At 54.3% G+C, this 24,366-nt stretch carries 13 protein-coding genes and 4 tRNA genes; 11 read left to right on the top strand and 6 right to left on the bottom strand.

Features of this window, described 5'->3' with window-relative positions; genetic code table 11:
• Positions 1-222 precede the first annotated feature (222 nt).
• On the top strand, positions 223-1,851 hold the full coding sequence (locus J3U88_RS10345; RefSeq protein WP_207858674.1) for a S41 family peptidase: 1,629 nt from the start codon (positions 223-225) through the stop codon (positions 1,849-1,851).
• 261 nt (positions 1,852-2,112) lie between these two features.
• Here the strand turns inward: J3U88_RS10345 and J3U88_RS10340 are convergent, their stop codons facing one another.
• The 3 genes from J3U88_RS10340 to J3U88_RS10330 all read right to left on the bottom strand — a co-directional run bounded on the left by J3U88_RS10340 (position 2,113) and on the right by J3U88_RS10330 (position 6,191).
• Positions 2,113-2,619: a hypothetical protein gene (locus tag J3U88_RS10340; protein ID WP_207858673.1), complete on the bottom strand. Its 507-nt coding sequence runs from the start codon at positions 2,617-2,619 to the stop codon at positions 2,113-2,115.
• Positions 2,620-2,755: 136 nt separating this feature from the next.
• Positions 2,756-3,574 (bottom strand): hypothetical protein, encoded by an 819-nt coding sequence (locus tag J3U88_RS10335; protein WP_207858672.1) that lies wholly within the window; start codon positions 3,572-3,574, stop codon positions 2,756-2,758.
• A gap of 52 nt (positions 3,575-3,626) precedes the next feature.
• Positions 3,627-6,191: a response regulator gene (locus tag J3U88_RS10330; protein WP_207858671.1), complete on the bottom strand. Its 2,565-nt coding sequence runs from the start codon at positions 6,189-6,191 to the stop codon at positions 3,627-3,629.
• A 1,042-nt stretch (positions 6,192-7,233) separates the two neighbouring features.
• Between J3U88_RS10330 and J3U88_RS10325 the strand changes: the two genes are divergently transcribed.
• The 7 genes from J3U88_RS10325 to J3U88_RS10295 all read left to right on the top strand — a co-directional run bounded on the left by J3U88_RS10325 (position 7,234) and on the right by J3U88_RS10295 (position 10,969).
• Positions 7,234-8,787, top strand: a complete 1,554-nt coding sequence (locus J3U88_RS10325; RefSeq protein ID WP_207858670.1) for a tetratricopeptide repeat protein — start codon at positions 7,234-7,236, stop codon at positions 8,785-8,787.
• A 34-nt stretch (positions 8,788-8,821) separates the two neighbouring features.
• Positions 8,822-9,259 (top strand): hypothetical protein, encoded by a 438-nt coding sequence (locus tag J3U88_RS10320; RefSeq protein WP_207858669.1) that lies wholly within the window; start codon positions 8,822-8,824, stop codon positions 9,257-9,259.
• A gap of 22 nt (positions 9,260-9,281) precedes the next feature.
• A complete protein-coding gene (locus J3U88_RS10315; protein WP_207858668.1) occupies positions 9,282-10,325 on the top strand; it encodes a patatin-like phospholipase family protein in 1,044 nt (347 codons plus the stop codon).
• A gap of 260 nt (positions 10,326-10,585) precedes the next feature.
• Positions 10,586-10,661, top strand: a tRNA-Lys gene (locus tag J3U88_RS10310).
• A 7-nt stretch (positions 10,662-10,668) separates the two neighbouring features.
• Positions 10,669-10,741: transfer RNA gene (locus J3U88_RS10305), tRNA-Glu, on the top strand.
• 27 nt (positions 10,742-10,768) lie between these two features.
• Positions 10,769-10,841, top strand: a tRNA-Glu gene (locus tag J3U88_RS10300).
• A 55-nt stretch (positions 10,842-10,896) separates the two neighbouring features.
• A tRNA-Lys gene (locus J3U88_RS10295) sits at positions 10,897-10,969 on the top strand.
• A gap of 574 nt (positions 10,970-11,543) precedes the next feature.
• On the opposite strand, the gene ileS is transcribed toward J3U88_RS10295, so the two are convergent.
• Positions 11,544-14,669, bottom strand: coding sequence for an isoleucine--tRNA ligase (gene ileS / locus J3U88_RS10290; RefSeq protein ID WP_207858667.1), 3,126 nt, complete (start codon positions 14,667-14,669; stop codon positions 11,544-11,546).
• Positions 14,670-15,117: 448 nt separating this feature from the next.
• Between ileS and J3U88_RS10285 the strand changes: the two genes are divergently transcribed.
• Together J3U88_RS10285 and J3U88_RS10280 are read left to right on the top strand one after the other, a co-directional pair.
• The gene (locus J3U88_RS10285) at positions 15,118-18,609 is read left to right on the top strand and encodes a serine/threonine-protein kinase (RefSeq protein WP_207858666.1); all 3,492 of its coding nucleotides are present in this window, start codon (positions 15,118-15,120) and stop codon (positions 18,607-18,609) included.
• A 157-nt stretch (positions 18,610-18,766) separates the two neighbouring features.
• Positions 18,767-19,405 (top strand): pentapeptide repeat-containing protein, encoded by a 639-nt coding sequence (locus J3U88_RS10280; protein WP_207858665.1) that lies wholly within the window; start codon positions 18,767-18,769, stop codon positions 19,403-19,405.
• Between the two features lie 333 nt (positions 19,406-19,738).
• Here J3U88_RS10280 and J3U88_RS10275 read toward each other — a convergent pair whose 3' ends face one another.
• On the bottom strand, positions 19,739-20,389 hold the full coding sequence (locus J3U88_RS10275; RefSeq protein WP_341535179.1) for a GNAT family N-acetyltransferase: 651 nt from the start codon (positions 20,387-20,389) through the stop codon (positions 19,739-19,741).
• 369 nt (positions 20,390-20,758) lie between these two features.
• Between J3U88_RS10275 and J3U88_RS10270 the strand changes: the two genes are divergently transcribed.
• Positions 20,759-22,933, top strand: coding sequence for a TonB-dependent receptor plug domain-containing protein (locus J3U88_RS10270; protein ID WP_279382510.1), 2,175 nt, complete (start codon positions 20,759-20,761; stop codon positions 22,931-22,933).
• Positions 22,934-23,013: 80 nt separating this feature from the next.
• Here the strand turns inward: J3U88_RS10270 and J3U88_RS10265 are convergent, their stop codons facing one another.
• Complete coding sequence (locus J3U88_RS10265; protein WP_207858662.1) at positions 23,014-24,330, bottom strand: cytochrome P450; 1,317 nt, start codon at positions 24,328-24,330, stop codon at positions 23,014-23,016.
• Positions 24,331-24,366 lie beyond the last annotated feature (36 nt).

The raw sequence follows: 24,366 nt of genomic DNA, 5'->3' as shown, positions 1-24,366 counted from the left end.
AAACGGCAACCCGAAATCAGGCCGCGTTTCCTGTATGCGTCAGGGGTTTAGGGCAATCCCAAAGAAAAGTTTGAGATTTCCTTTACATAGGCCGACATTTCTCGAAAGGGCTTCATTAACTGTATTAGTATGTGAAGATGCGGGTTTTCCCCATCCCGACCACCTGTCGGGAACACGCGTTGACCCCGAACCCGCCATGGGCCTACTTCGGAGGAGGGTTGTATGACAACGACAAAATGGACGCTTTTGTGGCTATTCACCATCTTTGGAAGCGGTTTTGTCGACTCTCCCGAAAATGATGCGCACGTGGTCTACGACTCGCTAGACACCTTGGCCGAAATCATGATCACCGTTGAGGCCAACGCCGCCTCGCAGGCGCCCCCCGCCAAGGTGGTGGAAGGCGCCATTGACGGCCTCTTGTCACAACTGGATCCCCACTCCAACTTTTATAACGCCAAGCGTTACCGCACCCTGCGCGAGGATCAAGCCGGTTCTTTTTACGGCATTGGCATCATGGTCGGCTATCAAAACAAACAACTCACGGTGATATCACCGCTGGAAGGCACCCCCGCGGCCGCGGCCGGCATTCAGGCCGGCGACGTGATCCGCAAGATCGACACCCAAAAAACCGCCGATATGGACCTGTACGACGCCATCCGTTTGTTACGCGGCGCGGAGGGTTCGCGGGTAAGGATCACCTTGTCCCGACCCCGTTTGGAGAAGGAAGTCGAGGTCGAGGTGTTTCGCGCGGAAATCCCGTCAAACAATGTGCGCGCCTCGTTCATGCTCGACGAAAAAACCGGTTACGTCGCACTCAAGGATTTTGGCGAATCAGCCGCCGCCGAGGTTGAAAGTGCCATTCTTCAACTTCAAAGCGCCGGCATGGCGCAGCTGGTACTCGACCTGCGCGGCAACCCCGGCGGCCTGCTCCCTCAGGCCATCGCGGTCAGCAGCCTGTTTGTCCCTGGCGAAAAGTTGGTCGTCAGCACCGAGGGCCGCCTCACCAGTGCCAACCAAAAGTACTTTTCGGAAAAAAGTTCCATCGTCAAACAAACGCCCTTGGTCGTGCTTATTGACCGTGGCAGCGCCAGTGCTTCCGAAATTGTTGCGGGCGCCATTCAGGACCATGACCGCGGCCTGATCATCGGCGTGAACTCCTGGGGGAAAGGTTTGGTTCAAAGCGTGTTCCCCATCGCCGACGGCAAAAAAGGGTTGGCCCTGACAACGGCCCGCTACTTCACCCCGTCTGGTCGCAATATCCAGGGCAGCTTTGAATCACTCGAAGCCTATTACAATCCCAAGTCTTCGCAAAAAGACTACTTTGAGGAAGGCGAACCCTCTCAGTTCCGCACCGTCCACGGCCGCACGGTGGTCGAGGTTCGCGGCATTACCCCGGATGTTTACTTGGCGTTCAAAGAAACACCGTCCGAGGTGGACGCCCTCACCGACGACCACAACGCCTTTTTTAATTTCGCGACCACCCGCCCGGAACTCTACGAAAACCCCGCCATTGATTGGGAGGCGGACGATGCGCTCATTGACGACTTTTTCACCTATCTCCAGCAGGAAAAAATCCCCCATGATGAAGCGGCAAAACACCGCACGGAAATTCAACGCAAGCTGACCCACCAGGTTTTGTACATCAAGGACGGCAAGCTGGCGTGGCGTTATTTGATGAAACACGACCGCCACACACGGTCGGCCCTGGAACTTTTCCCCAAGGCCGAAAAACTGTTTCAGGTGTACCTGGGTAACGAAGCGCTCGACAGCGAGTACACCCATTCTCTTAAAAACTACGCCAAGCTCAAGTTATCCAAAGAGAAGGAAACAACCAAGTCGTTGCGCCCCTGAAGGGTCCTCGCCGCTTTTTTGGGTTAACCCGTATTTCTCACAAGGATTCGTCGCGAGAAGCTGAAAGCCGTGTGAGTCCGAAGATTACGACCGAGAGACGGCGCAGGGGTCCGACCTTTCGCGGGGCCGACCATTCGCGGGGCCGACCATTCGGCGTAGCAGCTGAGGCGAAGGCGGCTCGACCGAGTAATGCGGAAGGCCGCCCCCTCGTAATCGCATGGATTTCGGCTTCGTAGCAGAATTCCTTGTGAGAGATACGGGTTAAGCGCGGTTCTTTAAGAACTGGGCGATGATGTCTTCGACATCGTCGACTTTTGAGTCGGGATCAACCGCATCGCGGTCCAAGATGTCTTTACCCGAGGGTGGAATATGGGCCAAGCGGGTAACATCCGGCACCAACTTGCGGCGAATGTACTCGGAAACATCGATCAGTTGGTGGCCGACTTTCTCCAGCTTTTGACGGGTAATGTCTTGATATTGGTAAAGATCGAGAATCCCGTCGAGGTTCTCCAAACCGTTTTCCGAATAACTGAGAATATCCTCGAGGCGGCCGATGATTTCGTCCGTGGACATCACCCCTTCTTCCGAACGAACCAGCGCCGAAAGCATTTCGGCGGAAATCCGTTTGATTTCCTCAAAATTGTTAATGGAGATCTCAACCTGATCCATCACACGGGCCGCACCGCCCTCGGACTCTTCCGCAATCTTGTAGAGTTGGTCGGGAATCGTTTTCTCTTCATCAGGATCTTCAGGGCGTTTCTTTCCCATGAACAAAACTCCTGCGCTTTCTTGGGGGGCGGATCGTTCAGTATTCTATCGAATTTCCCAGGAACGTGCGAAAAAATCGTGCCTAAGACATGGAAAAAGCCAGGGCGCGACCTGTGTTAAAAAACCAGGCCGAGGGTTATCTCATCCAACTCAGCCCAAATTTTAGACCACTGTGATCAAACTGATTACGGCCGGCCACGGTCGTTTCGTAACCCACCCGCACATCAAGCCGACCGATTTTTCGTTCGAGTGACAAACCCAGGATTTGGCTGCCTCGGTCCAAGGGGTAGGCGGTCACGGGGTAGTCGGTGGTCGTGCGATCTTTGCTTTCGACCACATGGTAGTGAACACGCAGGGATCCGATAAGGGGCACGTTTAACCGAAGCGCGGTATCAAAGAAGTATTCGTCGTCGGGCGCCTCGTTGCGAAACCGGTAGCCCAGATCCATTTCGAAGCCACCGGAAGTGGGAAAAAAATCTTGGTTATAACTGGCGACAAAAACCCAATTCAAGGCTTCGTATTCAAAGGCAAAGGCTTCGTCCTGATCGGCCTCAACGGGATACCACACCCCGGTTTCCGCCATAAAACGCGTGCCGTCGCGGGTGCCGGACAAGGTTTGGCGCATCGCCAGATAAACGCCGGTAACCCCCGAGGCCGTGGGTGAATCGGCAGCACCCGATAGTTCTTGGTCCCGCCAGGTCGTTTCACTGACAAGGGTAATGCCTTCGCCCCAACCGTAATTCACCGTGAACTTGCCCTCACGCGCCTCGAATTCGTCGTAAGGCGACAGGGTACTGATCGGGGTTTTTATTTTGCGACGGTCCAGGTATTCGTCCGCATCGAACAGGGAAAAATCCAGTTTAAATTGGATGCGACCGGGGGGTAAGGTCGGCTCAAGCGCCCACAAGGGCGCGCACAAAACCAAGCCGCACAAAAAGCATTTGATGGCATTCATAAAAACTCACACCTTTATAGTGGATCCCCATAAAGCCGGCGGGGTTGGGTGTCTACTCGTCGTCGACACTCTGCTCCAATTGGTAGATCCGTTTTTTAATCATCGCCTCGGCCAACTCGGGAACCACCTGCCATACGATCTCACGGATACTTTGCGGTACATCGGTATTGAGCAGGCGCTCGGCGACCTTATCCGCCAGAAGATCGAGCTGTTTTTCATCCAGTGAGGCAGCCGAAAGCGCCGGTGCCGCGGCGGGCGCGGGCTCAGCGGGCGCGGTAACGGCGACGGGTTCCGGTGCAACCGGCTCAGGCGCGGGCGCCTCCGTGGACGCTTCATCCAGATCCAACAGGTCTTCGTCTTCTTCTAAAGAGGCATCAAGGGGCCCCTCATCAAGCGCCGCATCGAGCGGTGCTTCATCCAATAGACCGTTGGTGTCCGGCTCGGCGAGGGCCGAAACATCCTCGACCGCGTCGCTCATTAACGGGGGTTCGATTTCTTCAACCGCGAGCACGTCATCCTCGTTGGGGTCCTCAAGCACCGACTCGGTTACTTCAACCGGCGTGGCATCGGCACCGAGATCAAGGGGCGCGGCCACAAAAGGATCGCTGTCGCGGGTATCCAGTTCAAGCGACTCATCAGCTTGATCTAGGGAAGCGGCTAAAGCATCGCCGGGGTCAAGTTCGTCAGACGCATCGGTTTCTTCTGTTTCATCAATCTCATCGAGTTCGTCCAGTTCGTCCAAGCCCTCAATATCGTCGATTTCATCGAGCGAATCCAAACCCTCGGCATCGACTGACTCATCCAATGTACCGGCCAGCGCGTCCTCTTCGTCGTCTTCCGCAATCTCGGACTCCGAAGCCATGGGCTCATCCAAGGCAACCATCGGCAAGTCGTCCTCGTCGTTCGCTGCCGGGGACTCGGCGGCAACCGGCGCGGTGTCATAATCTTCACCACCCCGCTCAACCGGCTGGGTTTCTTCCTGATCAACCGCGGACGCCTCATCGACCAAATCAGCATCGTCCAGTTCAATGGCTTCTTCATTCGGCGCCGATAAGGACGGCAGTGGTTCGGGTTCGATATCCTGAAGTTCCGTTTCCGCCAAATCATCCAGGCCGGCTTCTTCCAAATCAGCCGTGGTGAGCTCCATGGTGTCTTCTTCGCTAAAATCACGAACCGGAAGGTATTCACGCTCGGACTCGGGGGGCGGAACATAATCGTCCATGGGCGAGGGTTGCTCAAGCGGCAAGAAACGATCCTCGTCCGGCGGTGTGCCACCTTCGGTCGCAACCGGCGGGGCGGCTTCGCCCTCATCAGGCGGGGCGGCTTCGCGCTCATCAGGCGGGGCGGCTTCGCGCTCATCAGGCGGGGCGGCTTCGCGCTCATCCGTTTCCACGGGAGCATCCAAGTCGTCGGCGGACTCCAGATCGTCATAAGCAATCATTTCGTCTTCTAATTCTTCGATCTCGTCGAGTTCATCAAGCGCCTCAAGCGAATCATCGGGGGGCATGGACGCGTCCAGCACGGCGTCTTCGGCATCCTCGGGCGCTTCCTCAGACGCAACGGCCTCATCCGCCACAACCGGAATGGGTTCGGTAACCGGCATTTCGCGGGGTAAAAAGTCATCTTCTTCAAAACCGAGCCCAGGTTCCTCCTCGGCCTCGCTCTCGTCGAGGTCGAGGCTTTTGTCTTGCGAATCGTCCAGCAGCGACGCCTCGTGCTCTTCCGCCAAAGCGGGTTCCTCCGGCGCATCCTCAAGCGCCGTTTCATCGAGCGGTGCATCCTCAAGCGCCGTTTCATCGAGCGGTGCATCCTCAAGCGCCGTTTCATCGAGCGGCGGCGCGGGCGTTTCTTCAACCAAATCGGACTCAGCCGAAAAATCGCCGAACGAACCAACATCGCCGAAGGGTTCGTCCGTTTCATCAGCGTCGGCAGGTTCTCCCGGTGTTAACTCATCCGTATCGTCGACACTTCCTTCCTCGTGGTGCACGCTATTTCGCAACGCCTCAGCCTCGGCCCGCAGCGTTTCGGGGTTAATGCGCAAAGTGCTGTCGACACCTTCGCCCCCCATGTCGGCAAGGCCACCCATAGCCTCGGGCGCGTCCTCGGCAACCGGGTCCATACTCCCGACATCTAAATCAGCAAAGGAAATTTCGGCGCGGTCAATGACCGAATCCTCCTCACCCTCGGCAAGGCTGAGGTCACCGGGCGGCGGGGCCACCGACAATTCGCCGTCTTGCTCTGCAGGCGCATCGCTGGTGACATAGCGCTCAATCAGCGCGATCAGTTGCTCCTGGGAAAAAGGTTTTACCACCCGCTCGTCGATCTTGACCTGCTGGGCCAACGCCTCATTAAAAGGCTGGAATCGACCGGTTAACAGCACGACCGGGATGTGCTCAAATCGCGGGTCGCTTTTGATTCGTTCGCACACCTGGTATCCATCCAGAAACGGCATGATCGCATCCGCAAGCACCAAGTGAGGCTCAACTTGCGGCAGTTGGTTGACCGCGGCCTGACCATCCGACACACAGGTCAGTTGGTAATCGGTATCATCCAAAGCCATCTCCACCAACTTCTGGATGGTGGCGCTGTCATCAGCGAGAAGAATTCGTTTCCCCATGTGCCGGACTCCTGATTCATGCTTTCTGTGCCATCGACAATGTGCGGTTTGTTAGTAATATGCCGTTTCCAGACATCTTAATCGTAAGCAATTCTTTTGTTCAAGTTAAAAGGCTGTAACGAAAGGGGATTCTTGATCAAGCTCGCATTTTGAGAACCTTTTTCGACCCGAAACATGGAAATATACCATGAAAAGGTGGGCGCTCATTCCAACAGACCGAGGAACCAACAAAACCCACGCAATGCACTGATTTACATCACATGTTTCAACATTTTCAACACAGGGGGTATCAATTTCGCACCACGCGCGCATGCGATGATCCCCGATGCAACCACGCTCCCGTCAAGGGAACTCTAGATGCCTATCGGCAAAGCGCAGAAACCCTTAAACCTAAGAGACGCGATAAGAGCGAGGGATTTTGGCTAAGAATCTGGAGCGAAATGGCTTGGAAAAAGCGAGCCTAGGTCGCGCCCGACCGCACCCCCCGGGTGCGGCGAGCATTTTCACAAGCCGTTGCAGCCCGGATACTTAGCTAAAATCACCGCGAGTTACCGCGCTTCTTTAGGTTAAACACAGGACAAGGAACCCCGACATTCACACCCAAAAAGACACCGAAACGCGGCACCCACAAGGGCTGATCGGCCGCTTTCACAGAGACGGGGCACCCCATGCCGGCGGGATATTTGGAATTTGGAAAATTTGTCAGCGCGAATCTCAAATGCTTAATGGTAAGATCATGAAGCTTCAACGCTCGGTCCAGCTCATTGGGCGCTTCTCGCCCTATGAAAACATGTGCAGCACTTTGAATTCAGGAAACTTGGCCACTACCTCGTTTCACTTGATTGATCGTGAGCCCATCGACCAAGCGAGCGGCCGTGCCGTTCGCCCTTCCCAATGTGTCGCGATCTTGCCGTACACCACCTTCCGAGCGCACCATCGCACGATTCGATCAACGGCCTTCCGGGCGCGGGTCTCACCCCCCCTCCCAAACGTGGATCGACGGGCAACAAAAAACGAGCAATACACAAAACGAGGGACATGCATGGGCTTGGATTTGCGGCATTTCGACGACGATCTCCAACAACTTCTTTTAGAATTAAAAGAAAACCCTGAAAACGTGGAGCTGTTATCCCAGGTTTGTTATGCATTCAACATCCGGTCTTACCACCAGTTGTGCATCACCTATGCCCGCCGCGGCCTCGCCAAAGATCCCAACCACGCCAACCTTTATTACGAACTTATCATCGCCAGCAGCCTCGACACGGCGCACATCCTTGAAGAAATACTCAAGGAACTGGAACGCATTTTGACCGAGCGCCCCGGCGACTACGGCGCGCAACGCAACCTCGCCCTGGTTCACTACTTCCTCGAACACGACGAGGACGGCGAAAAAATTCTCCTCAACCTAGTGCAACATAACGAGGAAGAACAGATTGATCGCCAGACCTATGAGGTTTTGGCCCAAATCGAACACGCCCAAGGCAACTTCCCAGCCTGTCTCGAATACTGTGACAAAGCCATCGCAAAGCCTGGCCAAACCGGCCGTGCGATTCGGCTTAAGGGTATGTGCCATCAAGAGGTTGGCGAACTAGACGAGGCGATGAACAGCTACAATCAAGCCCTCGAACTTGAGCCTTATTTCGTGTGGGCCTGCCATTCTTACGCCTCCCTTCATTTCGAACGCGGCGACTTCAAACAAGCCCTGCGTTACTTCGGCAAAGCCACCTTTGTGAACCCCAACGATCCAGGCAATCTGTTCCTCATGGCCGAGGCCTACATGGACATGGAAGCCTACGACCTCGCCATGGCCGAACTCACCAAGCTGCTCATGTGCAAACCCATCAAACGCATCCAAGCCGAGGTCTACAACGCACTGGGTTACCTTTGGATCAAAAAAGGCGACCACGACCAAGCCCGTCAAAACCTGACCACCGCGATCGAGCTGGAACCAGAACTCGCGGTTGCTTACTTCAACATGGGTCTGCTCGCCCAAAAAGAACACAACTTCCCGCTGGCCGACCGCCACTTCAAAAACGCCATCGCCATCGACGATCACAACCTCGACGCCTGGATTGAGCTGGGTTTCCTCAACATCCAACAGAAAAAACTCGAACAAGCCGAGGAATGCTTCAACACCGCGCTGGAACTGGACGATGAGGAAGCACAAGCCCATCTCGGCCTCTCCAAACTCGCGCAACGCGAAAAAGACGTCGACGAGCAACTCAATCACGCACAGAAGGCTTTCGAACTCGACTCGGAACACCCGGAAATCTGCAACAACCTCGGCATCGCCTACGAGTGCAACATGGATTTTGAACTTGCCGAGGATGCCTACCAACGCGCCCTGGAGTTGGACCCCTTCCACTCGCCCGCGGCCAACAATCTGGGCTACCTCTACGAAAAGAAGATGAAACTGCTTCCCTCCGAGGAAGACAACTATCGCAACAAGGCAATTCGCGCCTGGACCAAACGTTTGCAGATCTGCGTGCTCAAAAAGAAATCAATCAAAGGTGCCACCACCCACCTGCTCAAGCTGGGTTTGACCCAACAAGAAATCGAAAACATTGCCGAGGCCCCTTACCATCCCGAAGCATGACGACACCCTAGCTTGCCCCCTTTGCCAGGGGCGGATGATTGAAATTCAGAGCACGCAAACCCAACATTTTATTCGCCACCAATGCAACCAATGCGGGGCGGAACTGCGCCAGTACTTCGGCGCAACCAAACGGGACGCCGCAACGAGCGAACCCCACGCCCACGGGGATTGCCCGGAATGTGCCTTCGGCGATATCGCATGCACCCAGTGCGGCGACACCCTCTGCCCACAACACGTGCGCACCTTGGCGAAATACGCCGATTATCTAGATCCCGAAATGCGCGCGGACCTGAAAGCCCGCTATGGAACCCAGGTCTTCTGCCCGCTGTGTTTTCAAAACATCTTGCGCACGCCGCCCTCGCGGCGCCCCCCATCGGCACAGTCCTATTTCAATGTGCCCGTGGTTTTAGGGCTAAGCAGTGTGTTCCTCATCATCGTGCTGGGTTTGCGTAGCTGCCCGGCCGCGTTTTAATCCCTAACGGAGGTTACCCGTCATGACGGCTCCCTTGACGCATCACGAAGGCATCTACCTCGCCTTGGGCGGCGGAGCCGCGCGTGGTTTTGCCCACCTCGGTATCATTCGCGCCTTGCAAGAGCACCAAATCCCGATTGCGGGCATCTGCGGCACCAGCATGGGGGCCGTGGTCGGCGCCTGCTTCTCTCTCAACCAGAACGCGGACCAGGTCACCCGCGATTTTGCCTCACACCTCAAAAGCGACAAGTTCAACAACGCCCGATTTAAGGTAATCCAGGCCGCCGAACGGGGTAACGACGACGGACGCACCTCTTTTGCCGCCAGAATGCGTCACGGCATCCTTGTCGGCCGCTCTCTCACCACCGGTGCGATCCTGCCCTTTGACGAGTTCCGCTCGGAAATCAGCGCGGTCATTCCCGACCGAACCTTCAAACAAACCCAAATCCCATTTTTCGCCCTAGCCTGCGACCTCCTACAGGCACGCGAGGTCGTTTTTAACGACGGTTACCTTCGCTCCGCGATCATGGCCTCCGCGGCGATTCCCGGCGTATTCCCTGGCGTTTTGGCGAGTGATCGAATCTACATCGACGGCGGCTGGATCAACAAAATTCCCGTGCGCCCACTGCTTCATATGGGCGCCAAACACGTCATCGCCGTGGACGTTTCGGACGACTACACCACTGACTTCAACCCCAAACGGGGTTTTTCGATGATCAACCAGGCCAACAAGGTTGCGCAATTGCGTTTGCTCGAATTGCAAACCGAACCGGCGACGCTTCACTGGCGCCCCCCGGTAAAGGAAATCCACTGGTCGGCCTTCACCCAAATCGAGCGCGCCGTGGAGATCGGGTATGAATACGCGGTCGCCCACATGGATCAGGTCAAAAAACTCTTAGAACCCCCACCAAAACCCACCTGGTGGCAAAAACTCAAAATCCGTCTTGCCGATCAACCACAACAAGAACCGCCGGAACCGCGGCCAACCGGATTCGACGTGCGCGGTATTTGGGACATTCGCGCGGCGGACGACGACTACATCGCCACCCACCTCCAGGAACTCTAGCCCGCATTTCTCACCCAAATCAGTTGGCGGCGGACCGCGGGGGTGATCAAAACAAGCCGGCCGATGGGTGCCAAACACGACCCCTTAAGGACGACTCACAGCAGTCATTCGGTCTACACGATGCCGCAAACGGTTGGTAGCCAAGGGCTCCGAACAACGCCGACAAAAACCTATTTTTTTCTAAAAAAAGAGGTTGACGCCTTACCGGCCTTCCATTATTATTACGTCTCGTTGCTCGGGGAGAGCGCTAAAAATGGTATGACCCGTTAGCTCAGTTGGTAGAGCATCTGCCTTTTAAGCAGGGTGTCGATGGTTCGAGCCCATCACGGGTCACCACTTTTAAGCCCCCATCGTCTAGAGGCCTAGGACACCGCCCTTTCACGGCGGCGACAGGGGTTCGAATCCCCTTGGGGGTACTCTCGAGTCAACATGTTAAACCTTAGGCCCCCATCGTCTAGAGGCCTAGGACACCGCCCTTTCACGGCGGCGACAGGGGTTCGAATCCCCTTGGGGGTACTTAAGTTCAAAGCCGCTTCGGCGGCTTTTTCTTATTTCTTGGCCGTTTTGTGATGACCCGTTAGCTCAGTTGGTAGAGCATCTGCCTTTTAAGCAGGGTGTCGATGGTTCGAGCCCATCACGGGTCACTTTCTTTTTTTTGATCGGAACGCGGACGAAAGGTGCGTCGCGTACCCAAAAACGGTCACACCAAGCCGGACCGCCCAGCGCGCAAAAAGCCCGGCCACCACAATACCCTCCGTCGCACCGGCGATCTCACGCACACCGTCATGCACGGCCCACAAATGCGCGGCGGCCTCGCGCACACCGCCACCGGTTACCCATGATTGATCCGGTGCCCCTAACCCGCATTTCTCACAAGGAATTCTGCTACGAAGCTAAAAGCCTTGCGATTACGAGGGGGCGGCCTTCCGCATTACTCGGTCGCGCCGCCTTCGGCGTAGCGCTGCTACGCCAAAAGGTCGGACCCCTGCGCCGTCTCTCGGTCGTAATCTTCGCACTCACAAGGCTTTTAGCTTCTCGCGACGAATCCTTGTGAGAAATGCGGGCTAACGGCTTTCCCACCGCCACGGGTTACCCACAATTGACCCGGCGACCCCCAACCGGATTGGTCACCACAGCCCAACCACAACCCCGAAAACAAAAAACCGCCCTCACGAAGGAGGGCGGCGTTCAAAACCATGGGTAACGGCGATTCGGCGGCTAGGCCTTAACCAGGCCAATCCAAACTTTTTTGCCGTTAATCTCGCGCTCGTGTGCTTCCGCGGTCGCATCGCCCTCGTTAAGGGCCACGGCCAAGGTTTCTTCCTGGATATAGGCGGCGTGCTGTGCCAAACAACCCGCGACGCCTTCACCGCGGATCGCCAGCTTAATCCGGTCCTCTACATTCAAACCAACCTCTTTTCTGAGGTTTTGGATGCGGTTCACCAGTTCACGGGCCTCACCTTCCAACAGGAGCGATTCGGTCAGATGGGTGTCCAAGGCGATGGTCAAATCACGTTCCGTCGCCACCACCCGATCCTCGCGGGTGTTGCGGTCGATAAGGAAATCGTCCACGGTCAAGGTGTGGCCTTCCAGCTCAATGCTTCCACGGTCCAGAAGCCCCTGAATGGCGGCATGTTCCAAACCACGAATGGCCGGGTTCAACACCTTCATGGATTTACCCAATCGCGGCCCCAGGGCTTTGAGGTTCGGACGCGCGGAATAGTGGACCAAGGTGGTCTCGTCCTCCAGCACATTCACCGTGCGAACGTTGAGTTCTTCTTTGATGATCGCGGCCATGGCATCAATGACCGCGCCTTCCCCTTGCGGCGGAACCACGCTAATCTCGGCCAGGGGCTGTCGCACCTTCAAATCGTGGGCGACCCGCAAGGAGCGACCCATCTCAACGACGCGACGCGCTAAAGCCATGCGTTCTTCGTTGACGGTATCGATCAAGGATTGGTCGGCAACCGGATAATCACAAAGGTGGACACTTTCGGGGCCTTGACCCATCGCCAAGTTGCGATAAATCGCCTCACAGAGGAACGGCATCAGCGGCGCCAAAGCTTTGGCGTAGTTCACCAAGATGTAGTAGAGCGTGTTAAACGCGTGGCGCTGTTCGGTCGGATCGTCGGAGCGCCAGAAGCGACGACGGGACCGGCGAATGTACCAATTGGTAAGTTCATCGACAAAATTTTCCAGTTCGGGCACCACGTTGTAGAGCAGATTGTTCTCCATGTGGCGGGTCACGTCGGCGACCACACTTTGGAACCGGGAAATAATCCAGCGGTCCAACTCGTGCGGTGAACCGGTCAAATCGCCCTCGGGCTGGTAATCGTCGAGGTTGGCATAGGTTACAAAAAAGCTGTAGGCATTCCACAGCGGGGAAACAACGCCGCGGTAGATTTGGGTCAAGCCTTTTTCGGAGAATTTAAGCGGCTCCGCCCGAACCACCGGCGAATTGATTAAATAAGAACGCAGGCAGTCGGCACCGTAATTGTTGATGATCAACATCGGATCGGGATAGTTGCGCTTGGACTTGGACAACTTCTTGCCGTCCTCGGCCAGAATCAACCCGTTCACCACCACGTTCTTGAAGGCGGGTTTGTCAAACAAGGCGGTGGACAGTACCGTGAGCGTGTAAAACCAACCACGGGTTTGGTCCAAACCCTCGGCAATAAAGTCGGCCGGGAAATTCGCTTCCATTTGTTCTTTGTTTTCAAAAGGATAGTGTTTTTGCGCATAAGGCATGGAGCCGGATTCAAACCAGCAATCGAAGACCTCGGGGATACGGCGATAGGTTTTGCCGTCTTTTTCGATGGTGAGTTTGTCGATGAAATGCGAGTGGAGATCGTCCACCTGGGCACCGGTCAATCGCTCCAGTTCCTCCACGGAACCCACCGCGATGAAGTCACTTCCGTCCTCGCTTTCCCATACCGGCAGCGGGGTGCCCCAGTAGCGGTTGCGGGAAATATTCCAGTCACGGGCCTCGTTGAGCCAGTTATGGAAACGGCGTGTGCCGATCGCCTCGGGCACCCAGGTGATTTGGGCGTTGGAAGCGAGGAGGCGATCTTTGATGGCCTCGACTTTGACGAACCAGGTATCAATCGCTTTGTAGATCAGCGGGGTATCGGTACGCCAACAGAAGGGATAGCTGTGATTCAACACGCCTTGGTGGAACAACAACCCACGGTCTTTGAGCGCGCGGATGATGTGGCGGTCCGCTTCTTTGACATTCATGCCCTCAAAATCGGAAACCGGCGCGGTGAATTTACCTTCCACGTCGACGGGGTCGACCATGCGAATACCGGCCGCCTTACAGGCGTGGAAATCGTCTTCACCGAAGGCGGGCGCCATGTGAACCACCCCGGTCCCGTCCTTGGTGGTGACGTGGCCGGATTCGATGATCTGAAATGCGTTGTAGTCGCCTTCCTCGGCGAAAAAATCGAACAAGGGCTGGTATTTCGAGCCCAGCAAGTCGCGCCCCTCGTGTGTTTTCACCACCTCGAGCGATTTCTTGGTTACCTTGCGATAGTGGGCCAGACGCGCCTCGGCCAAAATCAAGTGCCCGCCGTCTTCTTCGTCGACAACCTCGACATATTGGATGTCGGGGCCGACCGCGAGGGCTAGGTTGGAGGGCAAGGTCCATGGGGTGGTCGTCCACGCCAACACCGCCGTGTTTTCGCGATCCACGAGACGGAAGCGAACCGTTACCGCCGGATCCTGCACGTCTTTGTAATTCATTTTGGCTTCGAAGTTGGAAAGCGGTGTGGAGAGTTTCCAAGAGAAGGGCATCACACGATAACCCTTGTAAACCAGATCTTTGTCCCAAAGCTGCTTAAATACCCACCAGATCGATTCCATAAAAGAGGGATCCATGGTGCGGTAATTGTTTTCAAAATCGACCCAACGCCCCATGCGTTTGACCACAATTTCCCATTCTTTGGTGTAACGCAACACGATGGAACGGCAGTATTCATTAAACTTATCAACGCCGTATTGCTCGATATCGTATTTACCGGAAAGGCTCAGGCCCTGTTTTTCCTGAAGATCTTTGAGCGCTTCGTTCTCAACCGGCAGCCCGTGACAATCCCAGCCGAAGCGGCGCTCGACACGGCGGCCTTGCATCGTCCAATAGCGGGGCACAATGTCTTTGATGGTTCCGGCCAAAAGGTGTCCGTAGTGGGGTAAACCGGTGGCAAAGGGAGGTCCGTCATAGAAGACATACTCCGGCGCCCCCTCGCGATTGGCAACGGACTTTTCAAAAATGCCTTCCGCCGCCCAAAACGCGAGAATGGCTTCTTCGAGCTCCGCGAAATTGGTTTTTGGCGAGACCGCTTCAAACATAGAAAACCACCCTTCGGACCTTTGTCCTGTATTCGTGAAAGTTACAACGTGCTGAGCGACGGCGGCGAGGTTCCATACCAAAGATTCGGGGAGGTGCCGGGCTCCCGGGAAACACAAACCGCGTCGCGGCGAACCATATAATAAGGATGGACGCCGATAAGAGAAAAAACGTAGTTGATTTTCAGCGCAAAGTAAAGCCGGAATCCACCCACCCAAGGCATGGCGACAAGGGAACAACCGCGTTTGCCGTTCCTTTGGGACCCGCAAAACTTCACGCGAGCGTCAAACAAACCTGGTAAGATATGAATTGTTCAACCCTTTAGCGAAACACAGCAACCCGTGCCCCAAGCGGCCTTGGCCCGAACCCATCCGCGGCACACGCCTCCCCCAATGCCACATCCCGCGTATCCCATTTCACATAACCCTCGGCAGTTCAGGTTTATCTTCTATGGCCACGGTCACAGAACCCGACAAGTTATTACACTACAACATTATCGAGATTCTCGGTTCCGGGGGTAACGGTACGGTGTACCGTGCCGTGGACACACGTAATGAAACCGTGGTCGCCATCAAAACGCTCAAAACCGTTACAGAGCTCACCCTCAATCGGTTCAAGCGCGAATACCTGGCCCTCAAAAAAATGGACAACCCCGGGATTGTCAAAGTCTACGAGGGTTTTTTTGAACATTCGCCGCCCTTTTTCTCGATGGAATGGGTGCGCGGCAAAACGCTGAGCAACGTCATCGAAGACATGGAACACAACCCCTTGATCTTCAGCGTCGCCGACCGGGAAAATTTTGCCATTCGCGTCGCCCTTCAGGTTTGCAACATCCTGACCTATATCCACGATTTCCAAGAAGTCCACCGTGATCTTAAACCGGACAATCTGTTTATCACGCTCCAAGAGGGCAATATTTTGGCCGATTTCGACGTCAAAATGCTCGACTTTGGCTTGCTGAAACAGCTAAGTCAAAAAGAAGACGAGGATACCCAATCCGGTATGATCGTGGGCACCGTGCATTACCTCAGCCCGGAGCAGGCGCGCGGCACCTCGTTGGACCCACGCTCCGACCTCTACAGCCTCGGCGTCATTATTTACCGCATTATCAGCCTCAAGCTGCCTTACGTGGCCAAGGACGTGGTGGGTTACATTTTCAAAACCGTTTTTGAAGAACCCATTCCCATCGAGCAGCAAACCGAGGAATGTTCCAAGCAAATGCAGGTCCTGCTCAAAGATTTGCTGGCTAAGGAACCGGGCAAACGACCCCCCTCGGCCGCGGCGCTCAAAAAAAGGCTCAAGGGTTTTCTGGTCAAGGAATCGATCACCATCGACATCAGCGCCGCCGATTTGGATTTCACGTCCGGCATTGAAGGCTGGGGCGGCCCGTTATTACCGCCACCCTTGGTCGGTCGCGACGACGCGCTCAAAAAGCTGGAGCAATTAATCGACTCCTTGGAGACCCAGCACCCCCTCGCGGCCGTGTTCCTCGGCGAACCCGGCATGGGCCGCACCGCGGTGATCAAGGAATGGCGCAGCCGTATTCAGTTCCGCAATCCCGTCTTCATGCAAGTCCACTTCGCCGACGAGGCGGTACCGGCCCAAGATCCCATCGGAACCCTCACCGATTCACTCATCCGCGGCATGAAACCCGAGGAAGTGAAACGGATTTTTAAAGATGTTTACCCCACCCTTTGTAGCGTATCGCGCTACCTCAGTCGTTATTTCGACACCAAATCTGTCAGCAAGTTCGACCACCTTTCCCCTGGTCGCAAACTTCAACTGCTGGCCATGAACTTCATTAAGCTGGTTCAAACCCTCACCGCGGACGGCCCGGTCATCATGGTGCTGGAAAACTTGCACAATGCGCCGGAACGCTTTCTCGGCTGGTTAACCCTTTTTTGGGAACAAATCGGCTCCAAGAAATGCCTGCTGATGGTTTCCGCCACACCCGGCCCCGGTCCCTCCGGTTACAATCAATTCATCTCCCGCCTCAACAGTTTTCCCGACCTGCTCAGTCTTGAACTCAAAGCACTGGATGAAAAACAAATCATCCACCTGGTTCAGGAAATGCTGCCGATCGCCACCCGTCTCCCCTTCTCCGACGCCCTCAAACGCCTGCTCCTGGAACGCGCCTCGGGCAATCCCTTTTACACGATTGAACTTTTTTCGCGGCTTTATGAAGACGACCATATCTACGTCAACAAAGGTTCGATTGACGTGCGCTCGGTGGAAGACGTGGATGTTCCGGTTTCCATCCACCAGGCACTTTTGAAAAAAATTAACCGCCTCGACGACGGCGCGCGTCGTTTGCTGCAAGCCGCCGCGGTCGTGGGCACCGATATCACCTATCAAATGCTCATCGGCACCCTGATTTGGCCCGAGGAATCCGTGCTAACCACGGTCAACACCTTACTGGGGCAAGGATTACTCTCAGAGGTAGAGGAAACCGGCAACAAATTGTGCTTCAACGCGCCCACCTTGCAGCGCTTGGTTTACGAACAAATTCCCGTCCCTCAGCGCAACAGATTGCACCAAAACGCGGCCAAAACCATCGAAAAACACAAAGACGCCAATGATGTGTTGGCCCTAGAACAAATCGCATACCACTACGCCAACAGCGCCAACCACGTGCGCGCCGTCAAATTCGCCTACCTCGCGGGCAACAGCTCTCTGGAAGCCAAGGACATCGACAAAGCGATTTACTTCTACGAACTCAGCCTCGACATGATGAGCCAGATGGAGAACAACCAAGCCCGCAATCTGGTCAATCTCAAACTGGCCGAGGTGCATCTCGCCGGCGGCCAGCCCGCACAAGCCTTGCGCTACTACAATCACAGTTTATCCCTCAACGAGATCTCCAAAATGGAGGAACTCCGCTCCCTGCGCGGTAGGATGCTGTGTTTCGAGAACCTCGGCCAAATCGACAACGCCTACGCCGACGCGGAAAAACTCTACAGGCTCGGGGAGACGTGTTCCGCCCGCATTAAAGCCGAAACCAAACGCGCTTACGGCCGTTTGTCCTGGGCCTATCAGGGGCAAGGCAAGCGGTACTACGAAGAATATGAAGAAGCCTGTAAAATTTACCCCAAACTCAAGCATCAACAGAGTGAACTACCACTGGCGCAAATACTCGCCAACGATCCCCTGGGCGCCAACAAACGGCTGCTCCGCCATCTAAAAAACCAAAGCGCGCCCAGACGCGCCGTCCACTGCCTGATGATGTTCATCCGCTACTTCATGGGTGACTTTGTCAAAGCACGGGATTTGATGACGGCCCTGCAAAACAACGGAGAAAAAGAAGATTTCGCCGATCCAGCCTTCCTCATTTTCCAAGCCCTGCTCACCTACAAAATCAAAAACACCCTGTCGCCCGACCACTCCTCGGATGAATACCTCAGCATCGCCCGACGCTACATCGAACGGTTTGACCTGGGCCAATACCTCACCAAAGTTACCCTCGTCCAATTGGAACACTTGCTGATGAATGGGCGTTACGAGGATGCCTGGCAAATGAGCCGACAACTGGCCGATCAATCCTTCAACCTCCCTGTCAGTTACCACGACCGCCACCTCTTCCTGTCCCTGGCGATGCGCGCCGCCTGGGAGAAAGGCGAACGACCACCGCGCGGTTGGTTGATCGAATTTCAAAAATTCCAGCCAAAAGAAGACGACTGCTTTATCCTGCGCACCCACTGGGCGCTGGCCAGGGCAACGGAGGCCCAGCTGCCACTTTCAATGAGCGCCCCTCAAGCACTCAAGAACCTGCGCATCGTCGAGAGCCTTCTGGTCGAGATGAAACTGAAGTACTACTTCCGCGCCATACTCAATAAACAAATCAAACTCTACCGCCGTTTAGAAAATGAAGAGCAGGTCGCGGAACTCACCAAACTCCAAGACCAAATGGATCAACTGTTGGCGGTTCCCCTGCCGGCGGAATAACAAGAGTCAAAAAGTCGTTTTTTTTACATCATTTAGAGTTTTTTACACAACTCCCTTAAAAATTCCCGTAAGATAGGACAGGTCTGAAACCTCGATGGTGATCGTGATCACACCATCTTGGCTGAGAAGGGACGACATTGAGCATGAGGTCGGTTAGATGAAGATTGAAGAGATTCTCCAAGAACGCGATTTGAGCGGTCAAAACTTTTCAGGCGTGAGTCTGGGTGGGTGCGATCTTTCCGGCAAGAATCTCCGCGGCGCCGATTTCTCTTACGCCCACTTGGGCGGCGCCAACTTGCGCGGTGCGGATCTGCGCAACGCCAACCTCCATCAAGCCAACATGGGTGCGGCCGATTTAACCGGCGCGGATCTCCGTTATGCCGATCTACGCGAGGCCAACATGAAAGGCGCAACCCTCATCGGCGCCGACTTACGCGAGTGTATGGGCCTCAAACAATACCCGGTCATGCCCCATTACAGCGAGCTGTACCCCGAGCCCAAGCTGGAAGAAACCGAGGATTTCGCCAACGCGCAAGAAGACGGCTATTTTCCGATCTCCCATTGGGGCAAAGAGTTCGCCCTGGTCAACAACAACCGCGAACTCCAGGCCAACGACACCATTTGGTGCAACATCAAAGACCATTTGGGTGAACTGATTTTCGGCGACCGCAACACCTACAAAGAGGTTCGCCTGGTTCGCCAGTACAAGCACTACTCCCAGTGGGCCTACATGATTTCCAAAAAAGGGTTCGAAGAAATGGTGCGCAAACTGGGTCTAAGCGTCAAACCCAAGTAGCCGTCTACGCCTTGCACGCTTCAGCTTAACAAGCACAGCACACGCGTCTTACAGCCCTTGTGATCGCAAGACGGCCTCCCACGGTCGCTCCGTTTTCGACCAAGCGTTTTTAGCCCACATTTCTAGCCCGCCATTCTCACCAGCATCCTGCTTCGCGCGCCAAAAAGCTAGCTATCACCGCGTTTGCTCGGTCAACCGGCCTTCGACGCAGCGCTGCTACGCGGAAAGGTCGGACCCCTGTGCCCGGTTTCGGTCGCAAGCCTTGTACTACCAAACTTTTTGACACACTCGCGACGAAAACTGGTGAGAATGGCGGGCTAGCCAAAATGCGGGCTAGGATTCTTCTGAGAAATAACGCACCATCAGTCGGCAACAGGCTTCATTTAATCCGGCGAACACCTTGCGATCCTCAAATTCAAATTCGCTGTAATTGATTTTATAGACCTCTCTAAAGCCGACTTTCTCGGTTAGGCGCGCGGAGGCTTCGGAAGTCGTCTCTCCAATCGCGGCCTCATACCCTAACTTTTTCGCCAGCTCCATATTTTCGGCCATCATCTCGAAGGCCACCGACCTTTTTTTAAAACCGGGCTTCACCCCAACCATAAACACATGGACGTATTTCCCAGGCGCCAAAACATGGCTCTGGCAAAAGTGGGCCACCAGTTGATCGAGTAAACCCACAATGGGCCCAAACTTTGCCGAGATATGCGCGGCTTCCTCGGGTTCCGGGTTCCCAAGATCCTCTGAAATCGAAAAGCCAACGAGCGCACCCGTTTGCGTATCCCTCGCGACAATGGGAAGCCCTTCATTGAGCGCTTTTCGCGTAAAGATGGTCGCAAAAAAACGAAACTCATCTTCGGTTACCCCCATCAAAGCCGTCATCGGCTCACCAACCGAAAAGACGCTTGCCATCAATTCGATACATTCATCGAAACTACGTTCAGTTAATCGTTCAAATGCCAAACCATCTTTTTCCACAAGCACTGTCAACGCCTTCCTCCAGTCGTTCACAAAGGGTACCGGTTGTTTGTTATTAATTTTGTATGTAATGGATTGATTCCAGTTTTTCACAACCCGAAAGTGGGATCAAGCCAAAACCCATTAAGAGGGTGCCTTGCCTAATTAACAGCAGTGAATAGGCAAGCGGGGCCGTTTCATAAACCAGATCCGCCCACGCCCCACAAAAACACAAAACCCTACGTAACTTCACACACTTACGTAAAACACCTTCTCACATGTGGATAATCAGTGAATATAACCAGGTTTTTCAAGAATTCTCTCTGGCAGCCAGGTGCGCTGTGCTATTCTTTACGCAATCTTCCAAAAACCCTAGTGAGACAGAGGCAGGTTGGTATGCGCAAATGCAGACAGCTTGGTGCATGGTTCCTCGTACTATGGACCCTCCCGTTGTTGGCCCAACAACCCCAGGTCCCCGCGCAAGGGGATCTTAGCTTAGAGGCCTTGCTTAACCTCCGCATCTCATTGGCATCTCGAACAGAGCAATCACTTTCGGAAGCGCCCTCCATCGTGTCGGTCATTACCGCGCAGGAAATCAGCCAAATGGGCGCGAAGAACCTGGAGGAAGTCCTGCGCACGGTCCCCGGATTTGACGTCGTTCTCAACCCCACGGGAAGTAATTTAATGTTTGGGGTTCGGGGTGTTCTCTCCCTTAACTTCAGCAGCAATTCCATCAAATACCTGCTCAATGGGCACACGCTTAACAGCTTAACAGGCTCGCCGCTTCACTATTTTGACTACTTACCCATCGAGTTCATCAAGAAAATCGAAATTATCCGCGGGCCGGGCTCCGCCCTTTATGGTGCAAACGCCTTTATGGGCGTTATCAACATCATCACCAAAACTTCGGATGATGAACGTTTCGTTTCTCTGAGAGGCGGCTCCTTCAGCAGTGCGCGTCCCGGATTCCTCTACACAAGCAACCATTCATTGATAGAGTGGTCGCTGGCCGGTAGCTTCTACGAAACCGACGGCGAATCGGAAGAGGTGCGGGAGGATTTCGCCTCAAATGTATTTCAATTCGGCTCGGCCGCGCCGGGAAACACAACCTTGGACGCCGACAGCAGCACCTTTAATTTCGAAGCAAAGTACGGCGATTTCAACCTAAACGTCTTCGCTACCGACCTTAACCGAAATTACGCCATTGGCATCGCGGCGGCGCTCACGGACGAAAACGAACTCAAAGTTAACTCGAATTTCGCGGTATTGGGCTACGAAAAAACCTTTCTCAATGACAAGCTCAAGCTGGAAAGCAAGGTGTACTACGACAAGTACAACTTCTTCCATTCTCTGGAGATCTTCTCGGAAGAATTTAACATCCAACGCAATCTCGAGACCCCTTTCCCCGACGGCGAGGGTATTCGCGGCATCCCCGCGGTGAAGTTTGAGTTATACGGCACCGAGACCACCTTCAACTGGAATATCCGCGAGGGCTTCGATCTGTTAAGCGGTATTTTGTATGACCGCTCTCGCATCTTTGACCCAACGCACTTTGCCAACACCAATGTCAACGACGCACCCGTCACGGTGGATGGTGTTGTGTACCAACCCGGTCAATTTCTGCCTTTTGGTCACATCGCCGACCTGACCAACGTGCAAGACGGAAACTGGATAAATGAAGCTGATCGAACCAATGGCGCGGCTTTTGCCCAAGCGACTTTGGACGTCAAGACCTTAGCCGATTTGAACTTGGAAAGCTTGGTTTTAACCATCGGTATTCGCCACGATGATTACGACGACATCGGCAGCACCACCAACCCTCGTGCGGGCTTGGTTCTGGCACCCAACGAATCAATCTTCATGAAGGCCTTGTACGGCGAAGCATTTCGCGCCCCCACCTTTGATGAACTCCACCAGATTAACAACCCCACCAATGTAGGTAATCCAGATTTGCTTCCTGAAGAGCTAAAGACCTTTGAATTTCAGTTCGGTGCACAATTCGGAGAAAAAGCCTACGCCACCATTTCCTATTTCGACATTGAGGTGGAACAAAATATTCAGCTTGTAGGGCGCGACTACAAGAACGTCGGTCGCGTCACTTCATCAGGCATCGAACTCGACGCCAAAATGTTGTTCGGCGAAAGACGTTATCTCTACGCCAACGCAACCTACAGCGATGTCAAAAACCACGACATCAACGCATTAAACCAAGAAATTGAACGCGGCAATTCGCCCGATTTCATGAGCAATATCGGTTTCAACTGGCAGTTTAATCCCCTCATCCATTTCAACGCCCATGTAAATTACACGACGGAGCGTAACCGGAACGGCACGCGAATCGCAATCGACACGGGCGAGGTCATCCCCCAAGATTCGCGCCCGGCAACCCCGGATCGAACTCTGGTCAACTTTTCAGTGGGCTTCCAAATCAACGACGGCTTTTCCATTCAGGCTTCCGGTCATAACGTCTTTGACGAGGACCAACTTGATCCCGATAACACAAGAACCGTCACCTTCGATGTACCACGGGCCGGCGCGAATTTCAGCATGTTTGCAAATTACCGATTTTAAACAACCGCACCACACATAGCTTAACGAAGAAGCGCCGACAACCCGGGTTATCGGCGCTTTTCAATTCACTTATTTCAAGGCTAGCGTCGCTTTTCGCCCACCGTCACCAACGGCCCACCGTCCGGTGCGACAAACCACCCCTGCCGGGTAGGGACAAAGGCTTTATTCTCAAGCGAAAGCGATACCTCACGCAATGCGGTGGCAACCAAAACCGTGGTCTCTTGAAGGGCAAACGCCATTCCCGGACATTTCCGCTGCCCACCCCCAAAGGGCGCCCACTGGTAGGGATCGATCTTTTTCCCGAAATAACGCATGGGGTCAAATTGGTCTGGGTTTTCATACAACTCAGGTCGCCGCTGCAGGATGTAAGAACAACTCGCCACCATGGTGTCCTTGGGAAGCCTGTACCCACCGATCTCCCACTCGGCATCTAACTGGCGGGCACCGGCCACTAAAAACAAGGGTCGTAAACGGAAGGTTTCCTTAATCACCGCATCAAGATAAGGCAACTGGTTGAGGTGCTCCTGCTCAAAGGGTCCATCACCCAACACTTCGTCGAGTTCGGCAAGAACCCGCGCGTAAACCTCGGGATGACTCAATATGGAATGAAAGACCCAAGCAATCATGGTGGAAGTTGAGCCAAAACCGGCATGGAGCAGCGTCCAGAGTTCATCGTGAACTTCTTGATCGGTTAACCCACTACCGTCACCCTCAACATCTTTAGCCCGTAGCAAAATCGAGAAAATATCTTCACCTGTCTTGTAGTCGCCGGATTCCTTGCGCCGTTTGGTTTCCTCAAGGATCACATCATCTAGAATCTTAAAAGCTCCCAACTTTTCTTCTTCAGTAGCTTGCTGATCTTCAAGCTTGGAAATTTCCGAACAGAGATGGCTAAATTTATTACCTTCTTTAATACCAAAGACAGTCTTCAAAATCGTTTCGATAGTAATTAAATGTATTTGTTTGAGCATATTTACTTTCTGGCCCACCTCCCAACTTCGCGCCAATCCAAGCGTAAACTGATAAATATACGGAACAAAGGGTTTAATACGCTTGCCGTTTAAAGGTGGCGCAACCAACCGTTTCCGCTTTTTAAAGGTTTCTCCCGAAATAGCAAAAGTCCCTTCTTTCGGCAGGTGTTCTCCAAACAAAACCACATTGGCACGACTCGCTGACAGAACCTCTAAATCGCCTTGAAAAAAAGCCTTTACGTGATCCGGTCGCGTCAGCATGACCCACGTCATCGGTTCATCATCAGATTGCCAGGCACCGACTTTTACCGAGAAAATATCGCCATACTCGGCATGATAGGCGTCAAGTAAATCAAGCGCCTTTTGACTGGGATAATTCGATAGTAGGTCAACAGGGTTATCTTTCGGCCCGGGAGGCAGAGTCATAGAAACGCTCCTTTTTGGTATATTCAACTAATCCAG

Source organism: Acanthopleuribacter pedis (assembly GCF_017377855.1).
In the GTDB taxonomy this organism is placed as follows: Bacteria; Acidobacteriota; Holophagae; order Acanthopleuribacterales; family Acanthopleuribacteraceae; genus Acanthopleuribacter; species Acanthopleuribacter pedis.
This window is presented reverse-complemented; position numbering and strand designations above follow the sequence as displayed.

What these genes read in the sequence shown, in the direction of transcription:
- J3U88_RS10345 (WP_207858674.1), top strand. Translation starts at nt 223, where the DNA reads ATGACAACGACAAAATGGACGCTTTTGTGGCTATTCACCATCTTTGGA.
- J3U88_RS10340 (WP_207858673.1), bottom strand. Translation starts at nt 2,619, where the DNA reads ATGGGAAAGAAACGCCCTGAAGATCCTGATGAAGAGAAAACGATTCCC.
- J3U88_RS10335 (WP_207858672.1), bottom strand. Translation starts at nt 3,574, where the DNA reads ATGAATGCCATCAAATGCTTTTTGTGCGGCTTGGTTTTGTGCGCGCCC.
- J3U88_RS10330 (WP_207858671.1), bottom strand. Translation starts at nt 6,191, where the DNA reads ATGGGGAAACGAATTCTTCTCGCTGATGACAGCGCCACCATCCAGAAG.
- J3U88_RS10325 (WP_207858670.1), top strand. Translation starts at nt 7,234, where the DNA reads ATGGGCTTGGATTTGCGGCATTTCGACGACGATCTCCAACAACTTCTT.
- J3U88_RS10320 (WP_207858669.1), top strand. Translation starts at nt 8,822, where the DNA reads ATGATTGAAATTCAGAGCACGCAAACCCAACATTTTATTCGCCACCAA.
- J3U88_RS10315 (WP_207858668.1), top strand. Translation starts at nt 9,282, where the DNA reads ATGACGGCTCCCTTGACGCATCACGAAGGCATCTACCTCGCCTTGGGC.
- ileS (WP_207858667.1), bottom strand. Translation starts at nt 14,669, where the DNA reads ATGTTTGAAGCGGTCTCGCCAAAAACCAATTTCGCGGAGCTCGAAGAA.
- J3U88_RS10285 (WP_207858666.1), top strand. Translation starts at nt 15,118, where the DNA reads ATGGCCACGGTCACAGAACCCGACAAGTTATTACACTACAACATTATC.
- J3U88_RS10280 (WP_207858665.1), top strand. Translation starts at nt 18,767, where the DNA reads ATGAAGATTGAAGAGATTCTCCAAGAACGCGATTTGAGCGGTCAAAAC.
- J3U88_RS10270 (WP_279382510.1), top strand. Translation starts at nt 20,759, where the DNA reads ATGCGCAAATGCAGACAGCTTGGTGCATGGTTCCTCGTACTATGGACC.
- J3U88_RS10265 (WP_207858662.1), bottom strand. Translation starts at nt 24,330, where the DNA reads ATGACTCTGCCTCCCGGGCCGAAAGATAACCCTGTTGACCTACTATCG.